This is a genomic window from Streptomyces sp. NBC_01485, assembly GCF_036227125.1.
Lineage (GTDB): Bacteria > Actinomycetota > Actinomycetes > Streptomycetales > Streptomycetaceae > Streptomyces.
This window is the reverse complement of sequence record NZ_CP109435.1, coordinates 2,325,458-2,349,202: the sequence shown is the minus strand read 5'-3', so window position 1 is coordinate 2,349,202 and position 23,745 is coordinate 2,325,458. Positions and strand designations below refer to the sequence as shown.

The 23,745-nt window shown below is 71.9% G+C and carries 17 protein-coding genes and 1 pseudogene; 7 read left to right on the top strand and 11 right to left on the bottom strand.

What is annotated here, in order from left to right; genetic code table 11:
• Positions 1-63: 63 nt before the first annotated feature.
• Positions 64-942: pseudogene (gene lgt / locus OG352_RS10840) on the top strand (prolipoprotein diacylglyceryl transferase); the annotation flags it as partial.
• A 375-nt stretch (positions 943-1,317) separates the two neighbouring features.
• On the opposite strand, the gene OG352_RS10835 reads toward lgt, so the two are convergent.
• Genes OG352_RS10835 through OG352_RS10805 form a run of 7 tightly spaced genes read right to left on the bottom strand, consistent with a single transcriptional unit; the run spans position 1,318 to position 9,351 of the window.
• Positions 1,318-2,172, bottom strand: coding sequence for an HpcH/HpaI aldolase/citrate lyase family protein (locus OG352_RS10835; protein WP_329216320.1), 855 nt, complete (start codon positions 2,170-2,172; stop codon positions 1,318-1,320).
• Positions 2,169-3,383, bottom strand: a complete 1,215-nt coding sequence (locus tag OG352_RS10830; RefSeq protein ID WP_329216319.1) for a CaiB/BaiF CoA transferase family protein — start codon at positions 3,381-3,383, stop codon at positions 2,169-2,171. The genes OG352_RS10835 and OG352_RS10830 overlap by 4 nt, the downstream gene beginning before the upstream one ends.
• The gene (gene rbsK, locus OG352_RS10825; RefSeq protein WP_329216318.1) at positions 3,380-4,273 is read right to left on the bottom strand and encodes a ribokinase; all 894 of its coding nucleotides are present in this window, start codon (positions 4,271-4,273) and stop codon (positions 3,380-3,382) included. Before rbsK ends, OG352_RS10830 begins: the two co-directional genes overlap by 4 nt.
• Positions 4,270-5,679, bottom strand: a complete 1,410-nt coding sequence (locus OG352_RS10820) for an ADP-ribosylglycohydrolase family protein (protein WP_329216317.1) — start codon at positions 5,677-5,679, stop codon at positions 4,270-4,272. Before OG352_RS10820 ends, rbsK begins: the two co-directional genes overlap by 4 nt.
• Positions 5,667-6,860 (bottom strand): ADP-ribosylglycohydrolase family protein, encoded by a 1,194-nt coding sequence (locus OG352_RS10815; RefSeq protein WP_329216316.1) that lies wholly within the window; start codon positions 6,858-6,860, stop codon positions 5,667-5,669. The genes OG352_RS10820 and OG352_RS10815 overlap by 13 nt, the downstream gene beginning before the upstream one ends.
• A gap of 8 nt (positions 6,861-6,868) precedes the next feature.
• Positions 6,869-8,272 (bottom strand): ADP-ribosylglycohydrolase family protein, encoded by a 1,404-nt coding sequence (locus OG352_RS10810; RefSeq protein ID WP_329216315.1) that lies wholly within the window; start codon positions 8,270-8,272, stop codon positions 6,869-6,871.
• Positions 8,269-9,351 (bottom strand): ADP-ribosylglycohydrolase family protein, encoded by a 1,083-nt coding sequence (locus OG352_RS10805; protein ID WP_329216313.1) that lies wholly within the window; start codon positions 9,349-9,351, stop codon positions 8,269-8,271. Before OG352_RS10805 ends, OG352_RS10810 begins: the two co-directional genes overlap by 4 nt.
• A gap of 289 nt (positions 9,352-9,640) precedes the next feature.
• Here OG352_RS10805 and OG352_RS10800 point away from each other — a divergent pair, with 289 nt between their 5' ends.
• The 3 genes from OG352_RS10800 (at position 9,641) to OG352_RS10790 (ending at position 16,873) form a co-directional block, all read left to right on the top strand.
• Complete coding sequence (locus OG352_RS10800; RefSeq protein ID WP_329216311.1) at positions 9,641-10,372, top strand: VIT1/CCC1 transporter family protein; 732 nt, start codon at positions 9,641-9,643, stop codon at positions 10,370-10,372.
• A gap of 416 nt (positions 10,373-10,788) precedes the next feature.
• Positions 10,789-15,420, top strand: coding sequence for a glutamate synthase large subunit (gene gltB / locus OG352_RS10795; RefSeq protein ID WP_329216310.1), 4,632 nt, complete (start codon positions 10,789-10,791; stop codon positions 15,418-15,420).
• Positions 15,413-16,873, top strand: coding sequence for a glutamate synthase subunit beta (locus OG352_RS10790; RefSeq protein WP_329216309.1), 1,461 nt, complete (start codon positions 15,413-15,415; stop codon positions 16,871-16,873). Before gltB ends, OG352_RS10790 begins: the two co-directional genes overlap by 8 nt.
• A 124-nt stretch (positions 16,874-16,997) precedes the next feature.
• Here the strand turns inward: OG352_RS10790 and OG352_RS10785 are convergent, their stop codons facing one another.
• Positions 16,998-17,810, bottom strand: coding sequence for a chitosanase (locus OG352_RS10785; RefSeq protein ID WP_329216308.1), 813 nt, complete (start codon positions 17,808-17,810; stop codon positions 16,998-17,000).
• Positions 17,811-17,927: 117 nt separating this feature from the next.
• Here OG352_RS10785 and OG352_RS10780 point away from each other — a divergent pair, with 117 nt between their 5' ends.
• Positions 17,928-18,650, top strand: a complete 723-nt coding sequence (locus tag OG352_RS10780) for a vWA domain-containing protein (RefSeq protein WP_329216307.1) — start codon at positions 17,928-17,930, stop codon at positions 18,648-18,650.
• A 98-nt stretch (positions 18,651-18,748) separates the two neighbouring features.
• On the top strand, positions 18,749-20,410 hold the full coding sequence (gene qcrB / locus OG352_RS10775) for a cytochrome bc1 complex cytochrome b subunit (protein ID WP_329216306.1): 1,662 nt from the start codon (positions 18,749-18,751) through the stop codon (positions 20,408-20,410).
• 9 nt (positions 20,411-20,419) lie between these two features.
• On the opposite strand, the gene OG352_RS10770 is transcribed toward qcrB, so the two are convergent.
• A complete protein-coding gene (locus OG352_RS10770) occupies positions 20,420-20,992 on the bottom strand; it encodes a TetR/AcrR family transcriptional regulator (protein ID WP_329216305.1) in 573 nt (190 codons plus the stop codon).
• 87 nt (positions 20,993-21,079) lie between these two features.
• Here OG352_RS10770 and OG352_RS10765 point away from each other — a divergent pair, with 87 nt between their 5' ends.
• Positions 21,080-21,571, top strand: coding sequence for an FBP domain-containing protein (locus tag OG352_RS10765; RefSeq protein ID WP_329216304.1), 492 nt, complete (start codon positions 21,080-21,082; stop codon positions 21,569-21,571).
• A 54-nt stretch (positions 21,572-21,625) separates the two neighbouring features.
• Here OG352_RS10765 and OG352_RS10760 read toward each other — a convergent pair whose 3' ends face one another.
• Together OG352_RS10760 and OG352_RS10755 are read right to left on the bottom strand one after the other, a co-directional pair.
• Positions 21,626-22,576, bottom strand: coding sequence for an acyl-CoA dehydrogenase family protein (locus OG352_RS10760; protein ID WP_329216303.1), 951 nt, complete (start codon positions 22,574-22,576; stop codon positions 21,626-21,628).
• Positions 22,576-23,715, bottom strand: a complete 1,140-nt coding sequence (locus tag OG352_RS10755) for an acyl-CoA dehydrogenase family protein (RefSeq protein WP_329216302.1) — start codon at positions 23,713-23,715, stop codon at positions 22,576-22,578. Before OG352_RS10755 ends, OG352_RS10760 begins: the two co-directional genes overlap by 1 nt.
• Positions 23,716-23,745 lie beyond the last annotated feature (30 nt).

The window sequence follows — 23,745 nt, the reverse complement described above, 5'->3', positions numbered from 1 at the left end:
TATGGAGCCGTAGCCGGGCCGCCCGCCGTCTGCCCGGTCCGGCAGGGTAGCGTCGAACCTGCTATGGAACTTGCCTACATTCCCAGCCCGTCGCACGGAGTGCTGTATCTCGGCCCCATTCCGCTGCGCGGCTACGCGTTCTGCATCATCATCGGCGTCTTCGTCGGGGTCTGGCTCGGCAACAGGCGCTGGGTCGCCCGGGGCGGGCGGGTCGGCACGGTCGCCGACATCGCCGTCTGGGCGGTGCCCTTCGGGCTGGTCGGCGGCCGGCTCTACCACGTGATCACGGACTACGAGCTGTACTTCAGCGAGGGCCGTGACTGGGTGGACGCCTTCAAGGTCTGGGAGGGCGGCCTCGGTATCTGGGGCGCGATCTCGCTCGGAGCGGTGGGCGCGTGGATCGGCTGTCGCCGCCGGGGCATCGCCCTGCCCGCGTACGCCGACGCCATCGCGCCCGGCATCGCCCTCGCCCAGGCCATCGGCCGCTGGGGCAACTGGTTCAACCAGGAGCTGTACGGCCGGGAGACCGACCTCCCCTGGGCCCTGCACATCACGTCCTCGGTGGACGGCCGCGTGCCCGGCTACTACCACCCGACGTTCCTGTACGAGTCGCTGTGGTGCATCGGCGTCGCGCTCCTCGTCATCTGGGCCGACCGCCGCTTCAAGCTGGGCCACGGCCGGGCGTTCGCGCTGTACGTCGCCGCGTACTGCGCGGGCCGCGCGTGGATCGAGAACATGCGCGTCGACGACGCCCACCACATCCTGGGCCTGCGTCTCAACGTCTGGACCGCGCTGATCGTGTTCGTGCTCGCGGTGGCGTACATCGTGATCTCGGCGAAGAAGCGGCCGGGGCGCGAGGAGATCGTGGAGCCGGCCGCCGCCGACGAGGATGCCTCCGGCGGTGAGGGTGCCTCCGGCGGTGAGGCCGAAGAGGTCGCCGAGGGTGAGGGCAAGTCGAAGGACGAGCCCAAGGACAAGGCGGACGAGGCGGCGAAGGACGCGCCCGGCGAGACCGCGGGCGAGGCGGTGGCCTCCGACGCGAAGGACGACGCCGACGACGACGAAGCCGGAGCCAAGGCGGAAGCGAAGGCTGAGGCCAAGGACGAGGTCAACGCTGGGGTCAAGGACGAGGTCAACGCTGGGGTCAAGGACGAGGTCAACGCTGGGGTCAAGGCCGAGGTCAACGCTGGGGTCAAGGCCGAGGTCAACGCTGGGGTCAAGGACGAGGCCGGGTCGGCGGGTAAGAAGAGCTGACTGCTGGTTGTACGACGAAGGGCGCCCGGGTTTGCCGGGCGCCCTTCGTCGTGTGTGGGGGAGTCAGGCCCTGCGGGGTGCCAGGGACAGGGTGCGCTGGGCCGTCGCCACCACCGCCGCGTCGACGAAGCGGCCGTCCGGGAGGGCCTGGGCGCCCTGTTCCCGCGCCGCGGCCTTGACGATCGTCTCGGCCGCCTCCAGTTCCTGTTCCGTGGGCAGGTAGGCCCGTTCGATGATCGGGAGCTGGCGGGGGTGGATGGCGGCGCGGCCCAGGAAGCCGAGGACGCGGCCGTGGGCGCAGGTGGTGGCCAGGCCCTCCAGATCGCGGATGTCGGGGTGGACCGACTGGGGCGGGGGTGCCAGGCCCGCGGCCCGGGCGGCGACGACGACACGGGAGCGGGACCAGTCGAGGCCCGCGTCGTTGCGCAGGCCCAGGTCGGCGCGCAGGTCCGCCTCGCCGAGGGCGATGCCGCGCAGGGAGGGGTGGGCGCAGGCGATGGCGTAGGCGTGTTCGATGCCGAGGGCTGTTTCCAGGAGGGCGTGGAGGGGGGTGGCTCCACGGTCGGTCCGGGGGACGGTCTCGGCGACCCGGGTGATCTGGTGCGGGGACGTCACCTTCGGCAGGCGCAGGCCGGAGACGCCGGGGAGGGCGGCCACGCCGCGGAGGTCCGCCGCGGCGAACGGGCTGTCCAGGGCGTTCACCCGGACGTGGACGGGGACCGGCTGGGGCTCGGAGAGGCGTTCGGCGGTGGCCGTGCGGGCGTACTCCTTGCGGTCCGGGGCGACCGCGTCCTCCAGGTCGATGATGACGACGTCGGCGCCGCAGGCGAGGGCCTTGGTGACGGTCCGCGGACGGTCGCCGGGGGCGTACAGCCAGGTCAGAGGGGTTGTCGGGGGTTTCGTCGAGGCTGTCGTCACAGTGCGCCCTCTTCGTGGAGGGACGTCAGTTCGGCCGGGGTCAGGCCGAGTTCCGTCAGTACCGTCCGCGTGTCGGCGCCGTGCGGGCGGCCGGACCAGCGGATCGCGCCGGGGGTCGCGGAGAGCCGGAAGAGGACGTTCTGCATGCGGATCCGGCCCAGCTCCGGGTCGTCGACCGAGGTGATCGTGTCGAGGGCCTGGTACTGGGGGTCGGTCATCACGTCCCGGACGTCCTGGACGGGGGCGATCGCCGCCTCCGCCTTCTCGAAGGCGGCCAGGACGTCGGTGCGGGTGCGGGCGGCGATCCAGGTGCCGACCGCCGCGTCGAGGACGTCGGCGTGGGCGGCCCGGTCGGCGCCCGTCGCGAACCAGGGCTCGTCGATCAGGTCGGGGCGGCCGACCAGGCGCAGTACGCGCTCCGCGACCGACTGCGCGGAGGTCGAGACGGCGACCCAGCCTCCGTCGGCCGTGCGGTAGGTGTTGCGCGGGGCGTTGTTGGCGGACCGGTTGCCGGTGCGGGCCTGGACGTAGCCCAGTTGGTCGTACCAGAGGGGCTGGGGGCCGAGGACGGTGAGGATGGGCTCGATGATCGCCATGTCGACGACCTGGCCCTCGCCGGTGCGGTCGCGGGCGGTGAGGGCCGTCATGACGGCGTAGGCGGTGGCCAGGCCCGCGATGGAGTCGGCCAGGCCGAAGGGCGGGAGGGTCGGGGAGGCGTCCGGTTCGCCGGTGATCGCGGCGAAACCGCTCATCGCCTCGGCGAGGGTGCCGAAGCCGGGGCGGTGAGCGTAGGGGCCGAACTGGCCGAAGGCGGTGACCCGGGCGAGGACCAGACGCGGGTTGGCCGCCGACAGGTCCTCCCAGCCGAGATCCCACTTCTCCAGGGTGCCGGGGCGGAAGTTCTCGATGATCACGTCGGCGGTGGCGGCGAGGCGCAGGAGGGTGGCGCGCCCGCCGGGCCGGGAGAGGTTCAGGGTGATGGTGCGCTTGTTGCGGCCGAGGAGCTTCCACCACAGGCCCACGCCGTCCTTGGACGGGCCGTGTCCCCGGGAGGGGTCGGGCTGGGTGGGGTGCTCGACCTTGATGACCTCCGCGCCGAAGTCGCCGAGCATGGTCGCGGCGAGCGGACCGGCGAAGAGGGTGGCCAGGTCGAGGACCCGCAGCCCGTGCAGGGGGCCGGTCTTCTCCGTCGTCTCCGATGTCCCGGTCATGAGGCGTGCTGCTTGTCGATCTCGGAGCGGTACGGCATCGACGCGGAGGCGCCCGGGCGCTGGACCGAGAGGGCGGCTGCGGCGGCGGCCCAGGCCAGGGCCTCGGGGACGGGGCGGCCCTCGCCGAGGGCCACGGCGAGGGCGCCGACGAAGGTGTCGCCCGCGCCGGTCGAGTCGACGGCGGTGACGTGCGGGGCCGGGACGGTGACGGGTTCGGCGCCGCGGGCCGCGTAGAGGCTGCCGGCCGCGCCCAGTGTGACGATCACCTCCGGGACGCATCCCAGCAGGGCGGTGGCCGCCTCGCGCGGGTCGGTGCGGCCGGTCAGGGCGGTGGCCTCGTGCTCGTTGGGGACCAACAGGTCGACGACGCCGAGGAGTTCGGGCGGGAGGGGCTGGGCGGGGGCCGGGGTGAGGATCGTCCGGACGCCGTGGGCGCGGGCCGCCCGGGCGCCCGCGACGACCGCCGCCAGGGGGACTTCGAGCTGGAGCAGGAGCGCGTCGGCGGAGCCGATGAGGACTTCGTCGCCGGGGACGAGGTGGTCGACGGTGCCGTTCGCGCCGGGGACGACGACGATGGCGTTGCCGCCCTCGTCGTCCACGACGATGTGCGCGGTGCCGGAGGGGAACTCGACGGTGCGCAGGTGGTCGGTGTTCACGCCCGAGTGTTCGAGGGTGGAGCGCAGGTGGGCGCCGAAGGCGTCGTTGCCGACCGCGCCGATCAGCGAGACGGTGGCGCCCGCGTGGGCGGCGGCGATCGCCTGGCCTGCGCCCTTGCCGCCGGGGATCGTACGGAACTCCCGTCCCGTCACGGTCTCCCCGCGCTGCGGGGGTTTCTCGACGTAGGCGACGAGGTCCATGTTCGTGCTGCCGAGCACGACGATGTCGGTCATGGGCGGGAAGCCTCCCGGTGGGTGAGGGACCAGGTCAGGTGGGCCAGGGTGTCGAAGCCGACGCCGCCCAGGTCGGCGACGGAGGTGGCCAGGCGGTTCTTGAGGGGGGCAGTCCAGCGGTCGGGGAGGGCGGCCGGGTCGCCGGCGAGGAGGCCGGCGATGCCGCCCGCGGTGGCGCCGTTGGAGTCGGTGTCCAGGCCTGCGGACACGGCACGGCAGATGGAGCCGGTGAAGTCGCCGTCCGCGTGGGTGAGGGCGGCGGCGATCAGGGCGGTGTTGGGGATCGCGTGGACCCAGTGATAGGCCTGGTGGGTGGCGTGGAGTTCGTCCACGACCGTGTCGAAGTCGGGTTGTTCCTCGGCGAGTTGGACCGCGTGGGTGATCGCTTTCGCCAGCCGGGAGCGGGGTGGGATCACGGTCAGGCCGGTGTGCAGGCAGGCGTGGATGTCGTGGGTGCCGGTCGTGGCCGCGGCGATGGTGGCCGCCGTGAACATCGCGGCGTAGACGCCGTTGGCGGTGTGGGTGAGGGTGGCGTCGCGGTGGGCCTGTTCGGCTGCCGCGGCCGGGTCGCCGGGGTTGGTCCAGCCGTGGACGTCGGCGCGGATGAGGGCGCCGATCCATTCGCGGAAGGGGTTGCGGTGGCGGGCGGTGTGCGGGGGTTCGATGCCGGCGAGGAGGTTGCGCAGGGCGACGCGTTCGGCGGTGAAGGTGCGGCCCGCCGGGAGTTCGTCCAGCCAGAGCCGGGCCACGTCCGTGGTGGTGAAGTTCCTGCCGTGGCGCTGGAGCAGGAGGAGGTTGAGGAGGGGGTAGTTGAGGTCGTCGTCCTCGGGCATGCCGTCGATGTTCTCGGCGAGGGAGGTGGTGGCCGAGCGGCGGTTCCAGGGGTGGGCTTCGAGGAGGGCCTCGGGGACTCCTCGGGCGGTGAAGTAGCTGGTGAGGGGCCAGTTTCCGGTGGAGCGGGCGAGGGCGCGGATGGCGTCCAGGGGGAGTTTCTCGACGGGTTTGCCGAGGAGACAGCCGACGGCTCGGCCCAGCCAGGCCGCTTCCAGGCTGGTCGGGGTGGGGGCCGGGCCCGGGGTCGGTGAGTGGGCCGTGGTGCGGGCGTGGGCGTCGGTCGGGCGGGTCGGCCAGTGGGGGCACCGGGACCTGATCCGTTCCAGGTCGGTCGGCTCGTCGTCCGTCAACTTGCCGGGCAGGTCGGCCAGTTCGTCCAGGAGGTCGTCCGCGAGCAGGCGCAGGTAGCGGGAGGCCCGTTGGGGGGAGGCACCTGCCCGGGGCGGGGCCTCGCAGCCTCCCGCCGCCTTCCAGCGGGCGGCGACCGCCCATGGTTCCCGGCCGTCCTGGGCGGCCTGGCGCAGTTCGTGGCCGAGGAGGTCCTCCGGCTGGACCCAGGTCAGTCGGAGCATCTCGGGCCTCCGAGGGCGGAGAACGCCTGCTCGTGGGTGCGGCGGCGGCGCACGTCGCGGTCGAAGATCTCCCGGGTGACCTCGGCGAGTGTCGCCGCCGGCTGCCAGAGGTCCAGGCGGCTGGCCTCGGCGACCCGCTTCGACCAGTCGTCCGGGACCGGCGAGCCCAGGGCGCCGGCCACGGCTCCCGCCATCGTCGCGATCGAGTCGCAGTCGCGGCCGTAGTTCACCGAGCCCAGGACCGCCTGCCGGTAGTCGCCGCCCGCGACCAGCAACATGCCCAGGGCGACCGGGAGTTCCTCGATCGCGTGCAGGCGTGAGGGGCGGCGGGCGGCCAGGGAGGGCCGACGGTAGTCGGGGCCCACCGTGTCGTACGGCGTCACCGCCTCCCGCAGCGGGGTCAGCGCGGACTCGAAGTCGGTGTGGCGGGCGGCCTCTTCGCAGACCCTCTCGATCGCCTCGCGCGTGCCGTCCTTCGCCAGGGCCAGACAGGTCGCCACCACCGATTCCGGGGTCGCGTCCGGTGCGCAGGCCGCCGCCACCGCCGCCGCGAAGACGCCCGCCGCCTCCCGGCCGTACGACGACTGGTGGGCGCCCGCGATGTCCAGCGCCTCGGCGTACGCGCCCGCCGGGTCGGCCGCGTTGACCAGGCCCACCGGGGCCATGTACATCGCCGCACCGCAGTTGACGATGTTGCCGACGCCGGCCTCGCGCGGGTCGGCATGGCCGTAGTGGAGTTTCGTCACCAGCCATTTCTCCGCCAGGAAGATCCGGTGCAGGGGGAGGGCCTCGGCCTCCAGTTCCGGGATCCAGCGGGGGGTCGTCATCAGGTCCGGGACCAGGTGGTCGGTGATCGCGTAGGCGTCCAGGTGGTCGCGGACCGTGGCGTAGACCCTGATCAGCGCGTGCGTCATCAAGGTGTCGTCGGTGATGTGGCCGTCGCCCTTGTGGTACGGGGCGATGGGGCGGGCGGTGCGCCAGTCGTCGCCGTTCCAGGGGCCGACGATGCCGTGCACCCGGCCGCCGTGGCGTTCGAGGATCCGGTCGGGGGAGTAGCCCTCGACGGGGCCGCCGAGGGCGTCGCCGACGGCGGCTCCCACGAGGGCGCCGGTGATGCGTTCTTCGAGGGTTTGGTGGTTTCTTTCCTGTGCTGTGCTGCTTTTTCGTGCTTCGGGCGTCATAGCCCGAATCATGCTCCTGGTGGGGCCGGTTGTGTGGCTTCCAGGAGTTCGGCGAGTTCCACCAGGTCGGTGCCGGTGAGACGGGGGAGTACGCAGCCGGAGAGGGTGCGGCAACTGTCGCGCCACGCGGCGGGGATCGCGGCGCCGCCGCCCAACGCGCCCGTCAGCGCGCCCGCGAGGGCCGGGGCCGAGTCCGCGACGCGCGAGAGGCAGGCGGCCGCCGGTACGGCTTCGGAGATACGGCCGCCGGACGCCGTTACCAGAGCCAGGGCCACCGGGACCGTCTCCGCAGCCGCGATGCCGTAGCTGTAGACGTGGTCGACGATCTGGTGTTCCAGGAGGGGGACCAGCGCGAAGGCGCTGTCGGCGTCGTGGGCCAGCTTGAGCGCGTGGCGGGCGTTGCGGCCGATCTCCGTGTGCTCGGGGAGTTCGGCGAGCGCCGCCGCCACGCAGGTGTCGGGGTCGGCGCCGACCAGGGCCAGCGAGACGGCCGCTGCCATCGCGCGGGCGCCGTGCACGCCGTCGCCGTCCTGGGAGTAACGGGCGTCGAACTCGGCGAGGTCGGCGGCGAGTCGGGGGTCGCCGGGGTGGGCCACCGCGAGGACGCAGGCGCGTACGCAGGCCGCGTCGTCGAAGTAGTGGGGGTTGTCGTGGCCGGTGGCGGGCGGGCGCAGACCGGCGGCGAGGTTGCCGAGGCCGGCGCGGACGGAGATGCGGGCGCGGAGGGGGAGGACGGCGGACTCGACCTCGGGGGCGCGGTCGGCTGCCGCCGCGACCTCGCTGGCGATCGCGTTCCAGGTGAGGTCGATCGCGGCGCGCATACGGCGTTCCCGGCTGAGGTCGGCGAGGACGGTGTCGTCGCCCGCGCGCAGGACCGCCTCCGCGGCGAAGGCCGCCCACTCGGCGTCGTCGGAGGGGCCCAGGCGCAGGGGTTCGGGGGGTTGGTTGAGGGCGATCGGGACGGGGAGGGTCGTCGTCGCGTTGTGTTCGGCGAAGGTGTCGAGCTCCCGGGTGAGGCGGCGGGTCCACTCGGGCATGCGGGCGGCTCGGTGGCGGGCGGCGGGCCAGCCGGCGGCGTCGCCTGCGGCGAGGCCCAGCAGGAGGCCTTCCACGCGGGTTCCTTGCAGGGGCTGGGCGTGGTCAACGGCCTCGGCTTCGCCGTCGGCCTCGTCGTTCCCACCCGCACCGCGCGTGCGACTTTCGTTGTCGGGTGCGGGTGGCCCCTGTGGGGGGTTCCCGCCGTCGGCGGCTGCGGGTGGGCGGTCGGTCGTGCGGGTCGCGGTGTCGGGGGCGGACCGCCCCTGTGAGGTGCCGCCCTGTGAGGTGCCCTCGTCGTCGGCGGCTGCGGGTGGGTTCGGGAGCGTTGTTGTCGCTCCGGTCGTTCCCTCGGCCCACGGGCCCGGTGGTCTCATGGTCGTGCCTTCGTCTCGGTGGTCGCCGTCAGGGTGAAGGTGGTTCGGTCCGGCGGGGAGAACCGGTCCAGGCGCATCAGGGTCGGGACCAGTTCGTCCGCGACCATGTCCTCGCCCCACTTGCCGCCCTCCTCGGGGACCAGTAGTTCCGCCACGTCCAGGACGTGGTGGCCGGCCATCGAGGGCAGGCAGGTGCCGCGGGCCGGGCCGATGGCGGCCGACCACTCCGGTGGGATCGCCGAGACGCCCTGGGTCGCGCCGGCCAGGGCGCCCGCCACCGCCGCCGTCGTGTCCGCGTCGCGGCCCATGTTCACGGCCGTGAGGACGGCCTCGCGGAAGTCGCCGTCGGCTGCCGCGTAGGCGCCGAAGGCGAGGGCGACGGCTTCGGGGGCCAGGTCGGTCCAGGGGTAGCCGCCGATGACGACGGCGGAGCGAACCGCCCGTTCGCCCCGGTGGGCCACCGTCACCGCCCGGCGCAGGGAACGCGCCGTCCAGGAGTCCTCGGGGATCACCGCCAGGGCCGAGGCCACCACCGCGATCGCCGGGGCGCCCGCCATCGCCGCCGCCACTCCCGCCGCGACCGCCTGGCCGCCGTAGATGCCCTCGCCGTCGTGGCTGACCGCGCCGTCGATCGCGACCAGACGGGCCGCTTCCGCCGGGCGGCCCGCGGCGAAGACGCCGAAGGGGGCCGCGCGCATCGCCAGACCGTCGCTCCAGGCGTGCCGGTGCTGGGCCGAGATCGGCGCCGCCAGGCCTCGGCGGAGGTTCTCCAGGGTGCCGCGTTCGCTGAAGCCGGCGCCGCGGAAGGGGCCCTCGTCGAGGTCGGCGATCCACTGGTGCCAGGCCGCCTCCACGTGGGCCGGGGTGAGCGCCGAGCCGTGGCGGGCGAGGAGCAGGCCGGAGAAGATCGCGTACTCCGTGTCGTCCGTACCGGCCGGTTTCTCGCTGACATAGCCCGTGATGCGGCCCCAGCGGGCGCGGATCTCGGACGGCTTCATGTTCTCGGCGGGTGCGCCGAGCGCGTCGCCCACGGCGAGGCCGAGCAGGGCGCCGCGGGCCCGTTCACGGATCGATGCCATGCACGGCCTCTCCTTGGGGGGTCCGCACGGGCGCGGAACCCTTTACGGATGTGTCCCACCATCGGCGGTTGACCTCAGCCTGAAACGCCTTCATGTCACCCGGTCGACATCTGTGCGGGGGAGCCTTCGGATGAGCGGATGGTGGGAAAACCGCAGGTTAGCCCAGCCTTTCCTTTCTGGCGGGAGGGGATTCACCGGCGTATCTTCGGTTCTGTCGAAAAGTGGAATCAATCCAAACTTAGCTTTGCCTCAGCTATCTGAAGCTGTCCGAAGCCCCCTGGGGGACCTCATGGCCATCATCGAGACCGAAGCCGCGCTGCACGAGGCGCACCGTGACAACCACACGCACCGCGATGTCAACGGAGGCTGGCTGCGGCCCGCCGTGTTCGGGGCGATGGACGGCCTGGTCTCCAACCTCGCCCTGATGACCGGCGTGGCCGGCGGGGCGGTCGGGCCGCAGGTCATCGTCGTCACCGGCCTGGCCGGTCTCGCCGCCGGGGCCTTCTCCATGGCGGCCGGTGAGTACACCTCCGTCGCCTCGCAGCGCGAACTCGTCGAGGCCGAGCTGGACGTGGAGCGGGCGGAGCTGCGGAAGCATCCGCAGGACGAGGAGGCCGAGCTCGCCGCGCTGTACGTGTCCCGGGGGGTCGAGCCCGCGCTGGCCCGGCAGGTCGCGCGGCAGCTCTCGCGCGATCCCGAACAGGCGCTGGAGATACACGCCCGTGAGGAGCTGGGCATCGATCCGTCGGACCTGCCCTCGCCGCTGGTCGCCGCCGTGTCGAGCTTCGGGGCGTTCGCGCTGGGCGCGCTGCTGCCCGTCCTGCCGTATCTGCTGGGGGCCGCCTCGCTGTGGCCGGCCGTGCTGCTGGCGCTGTCCGGGCTGTTCGGCTGCGGCGCGGTGGTGGCCCGGGTGACCGCGCGGACCTGGTGGTTCAGCGGGCTGCGGCAGCTCGTGCTCGGGGGTGCGGCGGCGGGTGTGACGTACGCCCTGGGCGGTTTGTTCGGAACGGCCGTAGGATAGGTCGGATGCTATTTATGCGTTGGGCCGTATAAGTAGCCGTTACCGACTGGTTTCGGATGCTTGACCAGTGGGCATGAGCCGTAAGCGCTGTGGGCAATGAAGCCTGCGGCGCACTCGCGGGGCGGACGACGCCGCTCGCCCCGCCTTCCGGACCGACGGGCACCGATCTGACCGATCTCGTTCCGTCCGGTCCCCACATACTTTCAGCCACGTGCGGGACACCCCTGTCGCGAGCCCGTGGCGTCCGCATGTTGGAACGGAGCATCCGGTTCCCGAGAACCGCTCCATCATGTAACCTGCACGAAATTTTGCAGTCACGCAGAGGGCCAACGTCGTCCCTTCGCAAGCAATCTCCCCCAGAGCCTTAAGAGCCTGGGAGGGATCCCCAGCCACTTGAGACGACGACGGGAGAGCCGATGCGTACGCCGCGCCAGCCGTCCCAGCATTCCGCGAATGGCCAGAACTGGTCTTTCATGGATGCTCGCCCTGCTGCGCAGGGTATGTACGACCCCCGCAACGAGCACGACGCCTGTGGCGTCGGCTTCGTTGCGAACCTCACCGGCGAGGCGAGCCATACGCTGGTCGAGCAGGCGCTCACCGTTCTGCGCAACCTCGAACACCGTGGCGCCACCGGCTCCGAGCCGGACTCCGGCGACGGCGCGGGCATCCTCACCCAGGTCCCCGACGCCTTCTTCCGTGAGGTGGCCGGTTTCGAGCTGCCCGAGGCCGGCGGCTACGCCGTCGGTATCGCCTTCCTCCCCGAGGACGGCATGCAGGACGCCGTCTCACAGATCGAGACGATCGCCGCCGACGAGGGCCTCACCGTCCTCGGCTGGCGTGAGGTCCCGGTCGCCCCGGGACTCCTCGGCGCCACCGCCCGCTCCACGATGCCCGCCTTCCGCCAGGTCTTCGTGGCCGACGGCGCGGCCGAGCCCGCCACGGGCATCGACCTCGACCGCAAGTCGTTCGTGCTGCGCAAGCGCGCCGAGCGCGAGGCCGGCGTCTACTTCCCCTCGCTGTCCGCGCGGACGATCGTCTACAAGGGCATGCTGACCACCGGCCAGCTCGAGCCCTTCTTCCCGGACCTGTCCGACCGCCGCTTCGCCTCGGCCGTGTCGCTCGTCCACTCGCGCTTCTCGACGAACACCTTCCCGTCGTGGCCGCTCGCCCACCCGTACCGCTTCGTCGCGCACAACGGTGAGATCAACACCGTCAAGGGCAACCGCAACTGGATGCGCGCCCGCGAGTCGCAGCTCGTCTCGGATCTGTTCGGCTCTGCCGACCATGGGCACAGCGGGCAGGACGAGAAGTCCATCGAGCGGATCTTCCCGGTCTGTACGCCGGACGCCTCCGACTCCGCGTCCTTCGACGAGGTGCTCGAACTGCTCCACCTCGGTGGCCGCTCGCTGCCGCACTCCGTGCTGATGATGATCCCGGAGGCGTGGGAGAACCACGACTCCATGGACCCGGCCCGGCGCGCCTTCTACGAGTTCCACTCCACGATGATGGAGCCCTGGGACGGCCCGGCCTGCGTCACCTTCACCGACGGCGTCCAGGTCGGCGCGGTCCTCGACCGCAACGGTCTGCGTCCCGGCCGCTACTGGGTCACCGACGACGGCCTCGTCGTCCTCGGCTCCGAGGTCGGCGTCCTGGACATCGACCCCGCCAAGGTCGTCCGCAAGGGCCGTCTGCAGCCCGGCAAGATGTTCCTCGTCGACACCGCCGAGCACCGCATCATCGAGGACGACGAGATCAAGGCGGCCCTCGCCGCCGAGAAGCCGTACGCCGAGTGGCTCGAGGCCGGCGAGATCGAACTCGTCGACCTGCCCGAGCGCGAGCACATCGTGCACACGCACGCCTCGGTCACCCGCCGCCAGCAGACCTTCGGCTACACCGAGGAAGAGCTGCGCGTCCTGCTCGCCCCGATGGCCAAGTCCGCCGCCGAGCCGATCGGTTCGATGGGCACCGACTCGCCCATCGCCGCGCTCTCCGCCCGCCCCCGGCTCCTCTTCGACTACTTCACCCAGCTGTTCGCGCAGGTCACCAACCCGCCGCTGGACGCGATCCGGGAGGAGCTGGTCACCTCCCTGCGCTCCTCCCTCGGCCCGCAGGGCAACCTGCTCGAGCCGAGCGCCTCGTCCTGCCGGACGGTCACCCTGCCGTTCCCGGTCATCGACAACGACGAGCTGGCCAAGCTCATCCACATCAACGCCGACAACGACATGCCCGGCTTCAAGGCCGCCACCCTCTCCGGCCTGTACCGGGTGCACGGCGGCGGCGAGGCCCTCGCCGCCCGCCTCGAGGAGATCTGCGCCGAGGCCGACGCCGCCATCGACAACGGCGCCCGGCTCATCGTCCTGTCGGACCGGCACTCGGACGCCGAGCACGCGCCGATCCCGTCGCTGCTGCTCACCGCGGCCGTCCACCACCACCTCATCCGCACCAAGCAGCGCACCGAGGTGGGCCTGCTGGTCGAGGCCGGCGACGTCCGCGAGGTCCACCACGTGGCCCTGCTGATCGGCTTCGGCGCCGCCGCCGTCAACCCGTACCTGGCGATGGAGTCGGCGGAGGACCTGCTGCGCGCGGGCACCTTCATCAGCGGCCTGGAGCCCGAGCAGGCGATCCGCAACCTGATCTACGCGCTCGGCAAGGGCGTCCTGAAGGTCATGTCCAAGATGGGCATCTCGACCGTCGCCTCCTACCGCGGCGCCCAGGTCTTCGAGGCCGTCGGGCTCGACGACGCCTTCGTCGAGAAGTACTTCAACGGCACCGCCACCAAGATCGGCGGCGTCGGCATCGACGTCATCGCCAAGGAGGTCGCCGCCCGCCACGCCAAGGCGTACCCGGCCAGCGGCATCGCGCCCGCGCACCGCGCCCTGGAGATAGGCGGCGAGTACCAGTGGCGCCGCGAGGGCGAGCCGCACCTGTTCGACCCGGAGACGGTCTTCCGCCTCCAGCACTCGACGCGCGCGGGCGACTACGACATCTTCAAGAAGTACACGGACCGGGTGAACGAGCAGTCCGAGCGCCTCATGACGCTGCGCGGGCTCTTCGGCTTCAAGTCCGGCCGCGAGCCGATCTCGATCGACGAGGTCGAGCCGGTCTCCGAGATCGTCAGGCGCTTCTCCACCGGCGCCATGTCGTACGGCTCCATCTCCCTGGAGGCGCACGAGACCCTCGCCATCGCCATGAACCAGTTGGGCGGCAAGTCCAACACCGGTGAGGGCGGCGAGGACGCGGACCGGCTGTACGACCCGGCCCGGCGCAGCGCCATCAAGCAGGTCGCCTCCGGCCGCTTCGGCGTCACGTCCGAGTACCTGGTCAACGCGGACGACATCCAGATCAAGATGGCCCAGGGCGCCAAGCCCGGCGAGGGCGGCCAACTGCCCGGCCACAAGGTGTACCCGTGGGTCGCCAAGACCCGGCACTCCACCCCGGGCGTGGGCCTCATCTCCCCGCCGCCGCACCACGACATCTACTCCATCGAGGACCTGGCCCAGCTCATCCACGACCTGAAGAACGCGAACCCGCAGGCGCGGATCCACGTGAAGCTGGTCTCGGAGGTCGGCGTCGGCACGGTCGCCGCGGGTGTGTCGAAGGCGCACGCGGACGTCGTGCTCATCTCCGGCCACGACGGCGGTACGGGCGCCTCGCCGCTCACCTCGCTGAAGCACGCGGGCGGCCCCTGGGAGCTCGGTCTCGCCGAGACCCAGCAGACGCTGCTGCTCAACGGCCTGCGCGACCGCATCGTCGTGCAGACCGACGGCCAGCTCAAGACCGGCCGTGACGTGATCATCGCCGCGCTGCTGGGCGCCGAGGAGTTCGGTTTCGCGACCGCGCCGCTCGTCGTCTCCGGCTGCGTCATGATGCGCGTCTGCCACCTGGACACCTGCCCCGTCGGCATCGCCACCCAGAACCCGGTGCTGCGCGACCGGTTCGCCGGCAAGGCCGAGTACGTCGTGAACTTCTTCAGGTTCATCGCCGAAGAGGTCCGCGAGCTGCTGGCCGAGCTGGGCTTCCGCTCGATCGAGGAGGCCGTCGGCCACGCCGAGGTCCTCGACGTCGAGCGCGCCGTCGACCACTGGAAGGCGCAGGGCCTCAACCTGGCCCCCCTCTTCTACGTGCCCGAGCTGCCCGAGGGCGCGGCCCTGCACCAGGTCATCGCACAGGACCACGGCCTGGAGAAGGCGCTCGACAACGAGCTGATCAAGCTCGCCGCCGACGCCCTGGCCGCGGACTCCGCGACCGACGCCCAGCCGGTGCGCGCCCAGGTCTCCATCCGCAACATCAACCGCACGGTCGGCACCATGCTCGGCCACGAGGTGACGAAGAAGTTCGGCGGTGCGGGCCTGCCCGAGAACACCATCGACATCACCTTCACCGGCTCCGCCGGCCAGTCCTTCGGCGCCTTCCTCCCGCGCGGCGTCACGCTGCGCCTGGAGGGCGACGCCAACGACTACGTCGGCAAGGGTCTCTCCGGCGGCCGGGTCGTCGTCCGCCCGGACCGGGGCGCCGACCACCTCGCCGAGTTCTCCACCATCGCGGGCAACACCATCGCCTACGGCGCGACCGGCGGCGAACTGTTCCTGCGCGGGCGGACCGGTGAGCGGTTCTGCGTCCGCAACTCGGGTGCGACGGTCGTCTCGGAGGGCGTGGGCGACCACGGCTGCGAGTACATGACCGGCGGCCGCGCGGTGGTCCTCGGCGAGACGGGCCGTAACTTCGCGGCCGGCATGTCCGGCGGTGTCGCCTACGTGATCGACCTGAACCGCGACAACGTCAACGTCGGCAACCTGGACGCCGTCGAGGCGCTGGACGACACCGACAGGCAGTGGCTGCACGACGTGGTGCGCCGGCACGCCGAGGAGACCGCCTCGACGGTCGCCGAGAAGCTGCTCGCCGACTGGGACGCGTCCGTGGAGCGCTTCAGCAAGATCATCCCCCGCACGTACAAGGCAGTGCTCGCCGCCAAGGACGCCGCCGAGCAGGCGGGACTCTCCGAGTCCGAGATCACCGAGAAGATGATGGAGGCGGCGACCAATGGCTGACCCGAAGGGCTTTCTGAACCACGGCCGTGAGGTCGCCCGGTCCCGTCCCGTCGACGTGCGTCTGAAGGACTGGAACGAGGTCTACGTCCCGGGCTCGCTGCTGCCGATCATCGGCAAGCAGGCCGGCCGGTGCATGGACTGCGGCATCCCGTTCTGCCACAACGGCTGTCCGCTGGGGAACCTGATCCCCGAGTGGAACGACTTCGCCTACCGCGAGAACTGGTCGGCCGCGTCGGAGCGTCTGCACGCCACGAACAACTTCCCGGAGTTCACGGGCCGGCTGTGCCCCGCTCCGTGCGAGTCGGCGTGTGTGCTGGGCATCAACCAGCCGGCCGTCACCATCAAGAACGTCGAGGTCTCGATCATCGACAAGGCGTGGGAGACCGGTGACGTCGCCCCGCAGGCCCCCGAGCGGCTGTCCGGCAAGACCGTCGCGGTCATCGGCTCGGGCCCGGCGGGCCTGGCCGCCGCCCAGCAGCTCACCCGGGCCGGCCACACCGTCGCCGTCTACGAGCGCGCGGACCGCGTCGGCGGCCTCCTGCGGTACGGCATCCCCGAGTTCAAGATGGAGAAGCGGCACATCAACCGCCGCATCGAGCAGATGCGCGCGGAGGGCACCCGCTTCCGTACCGGCATCGAGATCGGCCGCGACCTCAAGGCGACCGACCTGAAGAAGCGCTACGACGCGATCGTCATCGCCGCCGGCGCCACCACCGCCCGTGATCTCCCCGTCCCCGGGCGGGAGTTGAAGGGCGTGTACCAGGCGATGGAGTACCTGCCCCTGTCGAACAAGGTCCAGGAGGGCGACTACGTCACCTCCCCGATCTCGGCCGCGGGCAAGCACGTCGTGGTCATCGGCGGCGGCGACACCGGCGCCGACTGCGTGGGCACCGCCCACCGCCAGGGCGCGGCCTCCGTCACGCAGTTGGAGATCATGCCGAGGCCGGGCGAGGAGCGCAGCCCGGGTCAGCCGTGGCCGACCTTCCCGATGCTGTACAAGGTCACCTCCGCGCACGAGGAGGGCGGCGAGCGGGTCTACTCCGTCTCGACGACCCACTTCGAGGGCGACGAGGACGGCAACGTCCAGTGGCTGCACCTCACCGAGGTCGAGTTCATCGACGGCCGCCTGACCCCGAAGCCGGGCACGGAGCGCAAGATCCCCGCCCAACTGGTCACCCTCGCCATGGGCTTCACCGGCACCGACCAGGACAACGGCCTCGTCGCGCAGTTCGGCCTGGACCTCGACGAGCGCGGCAACATCGCCCGCGACGCCGACTTCCAGACCAGCGTCCCGGGCGTGTACGTCGCCGGTGACGCGGGCCGCGGCCAGTCGCTCATCGTGTGGGCGATCGCGGAGGGCCGCTCGGCCGCCCGCGGCGTCGACCGGTTCCTGACCGGCGCCAGCGAACTGCCGGCCCCGATCCGCCCGACGGACCGCTCGCTGATGGTCTGACGGCCACCCCGTAGAACGTCCCGCACAAAGGCGTGCGGAACACAGGCAGCGCCTGCCCAACAGTCCCCGACCGGACGACCGGGCAGGCGCCGCCGCATGCCCGGACGCCCTGGACCTGAAGCGTTTACGGCACCTGGTAGGTCTCGCCGTACACCTGCCACCGCAGCGGCGGAAGCAGGTCGAGGTTGCCGTCGCGCAGGAAGCGGCGCTGGGTCGTGTCGACGCGGGAGGTGTCGATGCCGGGGTGCCGGGTCAGCATGGCGCGGCGGCGGGCGTCGAGGAACGCGTCGAGGTAGTCGGCCTCGTCGCCGCCCTGCGCGGGCGTGCGGGCCTGCTGCACGGCGCGGGCGCGGATGCCGTCGAAGCTGGTCGGGCCCGCGCCGGGGCCGTGGAAGACCAGGGCGTCGTAGTAGATGAACTGGCCCAGCGCGCCCAGACCGTCGGCCCGGCCGCGGCGCACCGCCGGGTTGAAGTAGACGCGGTCGCGCTCGGCGTCCTGCGCCGCCCGGAAGGCGGGCACGCTCGACTCGGTCCGCCAGGCGGCCGGGAAACCCGGGTCCAGACCGGCGTGCGAGTCGGTGCCGTCGACCCGGCGCAGGGCCGGGAGGTAGGGGGCGAGGGCGTTGTCCGGATGGGCGCGGGTGTACTGCTCGACGAGGGTGAGCAGATCGTGGGTGCCGGTGCAGAAGCCGATCAGGCCCGCCGTGTAGCCCTGGCCGTCGCCGATGTCCTCGACGTAGCCGTACGCGCTGCGCCAGTTCAGGGTGCCGTTCTCGGCGCTCGCCACGATCTGTTGGGCCAGTTCCTTCTGCGCCGGGGCGGCGAGACCCGGCGGGGTCGCCCGGACGCCGACCGTCGGCTGGGCGGGCTGGGCGGGGGTGAGCAGGTACACCGTCGACGCGACGGCGACGCAGACCAGGGCGGCGGCACGTTTCATGCCGCACACTTTAAGGCCGGAATGTGATCTTCCTTGTCATTCCATACTAATTAGTCGGCGAACGAACAAAAGGACGGACAGGGGGCATGGCACAGGCGGTGTGGGAGGCTGTGCGCCATGGTCGCGATCAGTCTCACCAAGGTCCTGGAGACCGCGCCCGCGCTGGTCAACCTGTACAAGAGCGCCGGGGTTTCACTCGCGAAGCACGGTCTCGACGGGCAGCGGGCCGCCGTCTACCTCGTCGTCGACTACTCGGGGTCGATGAAGCCGTACTACCGGGACGGCAGCGTGCAGGCGCTCGCCGACCGGGTGTTGGGGCTGTCCGCGCACCTCGACGACGACGGCCGGGTGCCGGTCGTCGTCTTCTCCACGGACGTCGACGCCGTCACCGACATCGCCCTCGCCGACCATCAGGGGCGGGTGGACAGCATCGTGGCCGGGCTCGGCCACATGGGCAAGACGAGCTACCACGTCGCCATGGACGCCGTCATCGACCACTACCTCGACAGCGGCTCGACGGACCCGGCGTTCGTCGTGTTCCAGACCGACGGCGGCCCGATCGACAAGGTCGCCGCGGAACGCTATCTGTGCAAGGCGTCGAAGCTGCCGATGTTCTGGCAGTTCATCGGCTTCGGCGACCGGGGCAGCAGGCAGTTCGACTTCCTGCGCAAGCTCGACGAACTGCCCGTCCCGGAGAAGCGGGCGGTCGACAACGCCGGGTTCTTCCACGCCGGTTCGGACCCGGCGAAGACGGCGGACGCGGAGCTGTACGACCGGCTGGTGGGGGAGTTCCCCAAGTGGCTGGTGGCCGCACGGGCGGCGGGGATCGTACGGCCGTAACCGTCTCTCCACTCCCGCTCCCGGCTTCTGTTCGCGCTGTTGGCGTGGCGGGTGCTTCGTGCCACTCTGATCTCGGTCCGACGGGGAGGCGGCGACGTATGGGTGACGGCGCGCAAGCAGTGAACGGGGTTGTGGACAGCGGGAGTTCGGGGTCAGGGGGTGATGGGCCCGGCAAGGGGGAGCGGCTCGCCGACTGGGCCGACGGACGGCTCGGGCTGTACGCGCTGGCCAAGGCCAACCTGCGCAAGGTGTTCCCCGACCACTGGTCCTTCATGCTCGGCGAAGTCTGCCTCTACAGCTTCCTGATCCTCCTCCTCACCGGCGTCTACCTCACCCTGTTCTTCGAGCCGAGCAGCGCCGAGGTCGTCTACCACGGCTCGTACGCGCCGCTCAACGGCGTCGTGATGACGAAGGCGTACGAGTCGACGCTCCACATCAGTTTCGACGTGCGCGGCGGGCTGCTGATCCGGCAGATCCACCACTGGGCGGCGCTGGTGTTCGTCACCGGCATGCTCGTGCACATGATGCGGGTGTTCTTCACCGGCGCGTTCCGCAAGCCGCGCGAGGTCAACTGGCTGTTCGGCTGGCTGCTGCTGTTCCTCGGCATCCTCACCGGGCTGACCGGCTACTCGCTCCCGGACGACATGCTCTCCGGCACCGGCGTCCGGTTCGCCGACGGCGCGATCCTGTCCGTCCCGATCGTCGGGACGTACCTGTCGTTCTTCCTCTTCGGCGGGGAGTTCCCGGGCCACGACATCATCTCGCGGTTCTTCCCGATCCACGTCCTGCTGCTGCCCGGGATCATGCTGGGGCTGGTCGTCGCCCATCTCATCCTGGTGTTCTTCCACAAGCACACCCAGTACCCGGGGCCCGGACGCGACCAGAAGAGCGTGGTCGGGATGCCCTTCATGCCGGTGTACATGGCGAAGGCGGGCGGGTTCTTCTTCCTGGTCTTCGGCGTGCTGGCGGTGATGGGCGGGATCGCGAGCATCAACCCCGTGTGGGCGTTCGGACCGTACCGGCCGGACCTGGTGACGACCGGCGCCCAGCCGGACTGGTACCTCGGCTTCTCCGAGGGGCTGGTCCGGGTGATGCCGGGCTGGGAGATCAACGCCTGGGGTCACACCCTGGAGCTGGGCGTCCTCATCCCGTTCTCGCTGTTCCCGCTGATCCTGCTCGCCATCGGCCTCTACCCGTTCGCCGAGGCGTGGATCACCGGCGACAAACGGGAGCACCACATCCTCGACCGGCCCCGCAACGCGCCCGTGCGCACCGGCCTCGGCGTGGCCTGGCTGACGCTGTACGCGGTGCTGCTGATCGGCGGCGGCAACGACATCGTGGCCACGCATCTGCATCTGTCCATCAACGCGATCACCTGGTTCGTGCGGGTCTCCGTGTTTGCCGGGCCGGTCGTCGCCTTCATGGTCACCAAGCGGATCTGCCTGGGACTCCAGCGCCGGGACCGGGACCTGGTGCTGCACGGCCGGGAGACGGGGACCATCAAGCGCCTCCCGCACGGCGAGTACGTCGAGGTCCACGAACCCCTGGACCGGGCCCGGCTGTTCACCCTCACCCAGCACGAGCAGGCCCCGCCGTACGAGATCGGGCCGCTCGTCGACCACAACGGGGTCCGGCGGCCGGTCACGGTGGCCCAGCGGGTGCGGGCGCGGCTGGCGCGGGCCGTGTTCGGGACCGACAGCCACATACCCAAGCCGACGCCGGAGGAGTACCGCGAGCTGACCGGCGGGCACGAGCACTGAGGTGACCGGTCACTCCTTGGGCGGCCAGGTGCGCAGCAGGGCGTCGAGGGCGTCCAGGATCCGGGTCCAGGTCTCCTGGGTGTCGGGGGCGCTGTGGCTGAAGCCGCCGCCGAGCTCCAGGGTGACGTAGCCGTGGAAGACGCTGCCCAGCAGGCGGACGGCGTGGGTCTGGTCCGGCTCGGTGAGGTCGTAGCCGCGCAGGATCGCCCGGGTCATCCGGGCGTGCCGGCCGCCCGCGCTCGCGGCCGCCGCCTCGGGGCCGAGTCTCAGTTGGGCCGCGGCGTAGCGGCCGGGGTGCTCGCGGGCGTAGTCGCGGTAGACGTCGCCCAGGGCGGTCAGGGCGTCCTTGCCGGCCCGGCCGGCCAGCGCGAGGTCGCCCCGGTCGGCGAGTTCCTCCAGGGCGAGCAGGGCGATCCGGGTCCTGAGGTCGTCGGAGTTCTTCACGTGCGAGTACAGGCTCGCGACCTTGACGTCGAAGCGTCTGGCGAGCGCCGAGACGGTCACCTGGTCGAAGCCGACCTCGTCGGCCAGCTCCGCACCAGCCCGGACCAGGCGTTCCGTGGTCAGTCCGACCCGCACCATGTTCGTCCTCCCGTTCGTCCGCCCGCTCCTTCGGCTTCGGCAATTATGCGTTTGCCTAAAACCTTTAGGCAAATTAGCCTCACCGCTATGAAGCCGCTGACCGAGCAAGAGATCCGTGCCGCCTTCGTGAACTGCACCAAGGGTGAGACCAAGCGCCTGTCCGTGCCGCGCGACCTGGCCGACCAGCCCTGGGAGGACCTGGACTACCTGGGCTGGCGCGACCCCCAGGCCCCCGACCGGGCCTACCTCGTCGTGGAGCTGGACGGCCGGCCGAAGGCGCTCGCACTGCGCTCCTCCGCAGCCGGCTCCTGGCAGGCGCGGCGCAGCATGTGCACGATGTGCCTGACCACGCACTCCGGCGGCGTCTCCCTGATGGTCGCGCCGAAGGCGGGCCGGGCCGGGCAGCAGGGCAACTCGGTGGGGGCCTACATCTGCAGCGACCTCGCCTGCTCGCTCTACGTGCGCGGCAAGCGGGACGCGGGCATCGGCGCCCGGCTGCCCGAGACGATCACCCTGGAGGAGAAGATCCAGCGGACCGTGACCAACCTCGCCGCCTTCATCGCCAAGGTCACGAGCTGAGGTCACGAGGTGAGGTCGGGCGCCGAGGTCGGGCGCCGAGGTCGGGCGCCGAGGTCAGGCGCGGGCCGCCAGTATCTCCGCCCGGCACTCGTCCGGCGTGCCCCAGGCCGTGCGCAGGGCGCGGGCCTTGGTGAGCCAGAGCGACAGGTCGTACTCCGCCGTGTAGCCGATCGCGCCGTGCAGTTGGAGCGCGGTGCGCGCGGTCGCGTACGACGCCTCGCAGGCGCTCACCTTCGCGGCGGCGACGTCCGCCGGGGCCATCGTGACGGCGGCGCCCAGGACCAGGGGCCGGGCGAACTCCAGCGCGGTCTTCGCGTCCGCCAGCCGGTGCTTGACCGCCTGGAACGAGCCGATCGGCACCCCGAACTGCACACGCTGCCCGACGTACGCCACCGTCCGCTCCAGCAGCGCCAGACCCACCCCCAGCGCCTGTGCCGCGGTGGCCAGGCGGGCCCAGAGCAGCGCGCGGTCCACGGGCGGGTCCGGCGCGAGGAGCTCACCGCCCGGCAGCAGGCGGGTGAGCCGCCGGGCCGGGTCGAGGGACGGCCGGACCGGGCCGTGCCCCGGGGCGAGCCGGAGACCGTCGGCGGCCAGGGCCAGCCGTAGGGTCGCCGCGTCGCCGTCCACCGCGTACGAGCCCTCGTGCGCCACCGTCGCCGTCGACTCGCCCGAGGCCAGCGCCGGGAGGAACCGCTTCGCCGGGCCCGGATCGAGCAGCAGGGTCGCCGCCACGACCGTCTCCACCAGCGGGCCCGGCACCGCGTGCCGCCCCAACTCCACGAAGGCGACGGCCAGTTCGACCGGCCGGGGCCCCAGCCCCTCGTACGCCTCCGGGACCGCCAGCGCGAAGACGCCCGCCTCGGCGATCCGCGCCCACAGGGCCCGCCCGCGCGCGTGCTCGCCCCGGCTCCAGTCCCGTACCGCGCGCGGGGTGTCGGCGGCCGTCAGCATCGCGTCCAGCGAGGCGGCGAACGCCCGCTGCTCGGTGTCCAGGAGGAAACGCATCAGCGGCGGCCCTTCGGCAGGCCGAGCAGGCGCTCGGCGATGATGTCGCGCTGGATCTCGTTCGTACCGGCGTAGACGGGACCGGCGAGTGCGAACACGTACGCCTCGGCCCAGGCGGAGTCCGCCGACTCGCCCTCCTCGCCCAGCAGGTCGAGGGCCGTCTCGTGCAGCGCGATGTCGTACTCGGACCAGAAGACCTTGTTCAGGCTGGACTCCGGGCCGATCGACTCGCCGTCGAGGAAGCGGGAGGCGGCCGCGTAGGCGAAGAGCTGGTAGGCGCGGGCGCCGGACAGCGCGTCGGCGACCCGGTCGCGGGCCCAGGCGGGGCAGCCCCTGTCCCGCCACAGACCGTGGAGGCGGTCCGCGGCTGCCAGGAAGCGGCCGGGCGAACGGAGCGTCAGCCCCCGTTCGTCGCCCGCCGTGGACATGGCCACCCGCCAGCCCTGGCCGGCCTCGCCGATCACGTCCTCGTCCGGTACGAAGACGTCGTCCAGGAACAGTTCGGCGAACGCCGGTTTCCCGTCGAGGCGGCCGATCGGGCGGACCGTGACGCCCGGCGCGCGCAGGTCGAACATCAGGTACGTCAGGCCCTGGTGGGGGCGGGCCGGGGCCGGGTCGCTGCGGAACAGGCCGAACGCACGGTCGGCGAAGGCCGCCCGCGACGACCACGTCTTCTGGCCGCTCAAACGCCAGCCGCCGTCCGCGCGGACGGCCCGGGAGCGCAGCGAGGCCAGGTCGGAGCCCGCCTCCGGCTCCGACCACGCCTGTGCCCAGACCACCTCGCCGGTCGCCATCGACGGCAGCACGCGCGCGCGTTGCTCCTGCGTGCCGTGGTCGAAGAGGGTCGGCGCGAGCAGGCTGACGCCGTTCTGCCCGACCCGGCCCGGCGCCCCCGCCGCGTAGTACTCCTCCTCGAACACCAGCCAGCGGATCAGACCGGCGTCCCGCCCGCCGTACCGCGCCGGCCAGTTCACCACCGACCAGCGGTCCGCGGCGAGTTCGGCCTCCCACGTGCGGTGCGCCGCGAAGCCCTCCCCGGTCTCCAGCGACGGGAGGGGAACCGGCGGCACGTGCGCGCGCAGCCAGGCGCGGGCCTCGGCGCGGAACGCTTCCTCGGCGGGGGTGAAGTCGAGGTCCATCAGCGGCAATCCTTCCCTAACAAGTGTTTG

Bases quoted from the DNA above. Each gene is read 5' to 3' on its own strand.
- rbsK (WP_329216318.1), bottom strand. From the start codon at position 4,273: ATGACCGACATCGTCGTGCTCGGCAGCACGAACATGGACCTCGTCGCC.
- OG352_RS10790 (WP_329216309.1), top strand. From the start codon at position 15,413: ATGGCTGACCCGAAGGGCTTTCTGAACCACGGCCGTGAGGTCGCCCGG.
- OG352_RS10830 (WP_329216319.1), bottom strand. From the start codon at position 3,383: ATGACCGGGACATCGGAGACGACGGAGAAGACCGGCCCCCTGCACGGG.
- OG352_RS10755 (WP_329216302.1), bottom strand. From the start codon at position 23,715: ATGGACCTCGACTTCACCCCCGCCGAGGAAGCGTTCCGCGCCGAGGCC.
- OG352_RS10760 (WP_329216303.1), bottom strand. From the start codon at position 22,576: ATGCGTTTCCTCCTGGACACCGAGCAGCGGGCGTTCGCCGCCTCGCTG.
- OG352_RS10805 (WP_329216313.1), bottom strand. From the start codon at position 9,351: ATGGCATCGATCCGTGAACGGGCCCGCGGCGCCCTGCTCGGCCTCGCC.
- OG352_RS10785 (WP_329216308.1), bottom strand. From the start codon at position 17,810: ATGAAACGTGCCGCCGCCCTGGTCTGCGTCGCCGTCGCGTCGACGGTG.
- OG352_RS10765 (WP_329216304.1), top strand. From the start codon at position 21,080: ATGAAGCCGCTGACCGAGCAAGAGATCCGTGCCGCCTTCGTGAACTGC.
- OG352_RS10770 (WP_329216305.1), bottom strand. From the start codon at position 20,992: ATGGTGCGGGTCGGACTGACCACGGAACGCCTGGTCCGGGCTGGTGCG.
- gltB (WP_329216310.1), top strand. From the start codon at position 10,789: ATGCGTACGCCGCGCCAGCCGTCCCAGCATTCCGCGAATGGCCAGAAC.
- OG352_RS10810 (WP_329216315.1), bottom strand. From the start codon at position 8,272: ATGAGACCACCGGGCCCGTGGGCCGAGGGAACGACCGGAGCGACAACA.
- qcrB (WP_329216306.1), top strand. From the start codon at position 18,749: ATGGGTGACGGCGCGCAAGCAGTGAACGGGGTTGTGGACAGCGGGAGT.
- OG352_RS10780 (WP_329216307.1), top strand. From the start codon at position 17,928: ATGGTCGCGATCAGTCTCACCAAGGTCCTGGAGACCGCGCCCGCGCTG.
- OG352_RS10815 (WP_329216316.1), bottom strand. From the start codon at position 6,860: ATGACGCCCGAAGCACGAAAAAGCAGCACAGCACAGGAAAGAAACCAC.
- OG352_RS10800 (WP_329216311.1), top strand. From the start codon at position 9,641: ATGGCCATCATCGAGACCGAAGCCGCGCTGCACGAGGCGCACCGTGAC.
- OG352_RS10820 (WP_329216317.1), bottom strand. From the start codon at position 5,679: ATGCTCCGACTGACCTGGGTCCAGCCGGAGGACCTCCTCGGCCACGAA.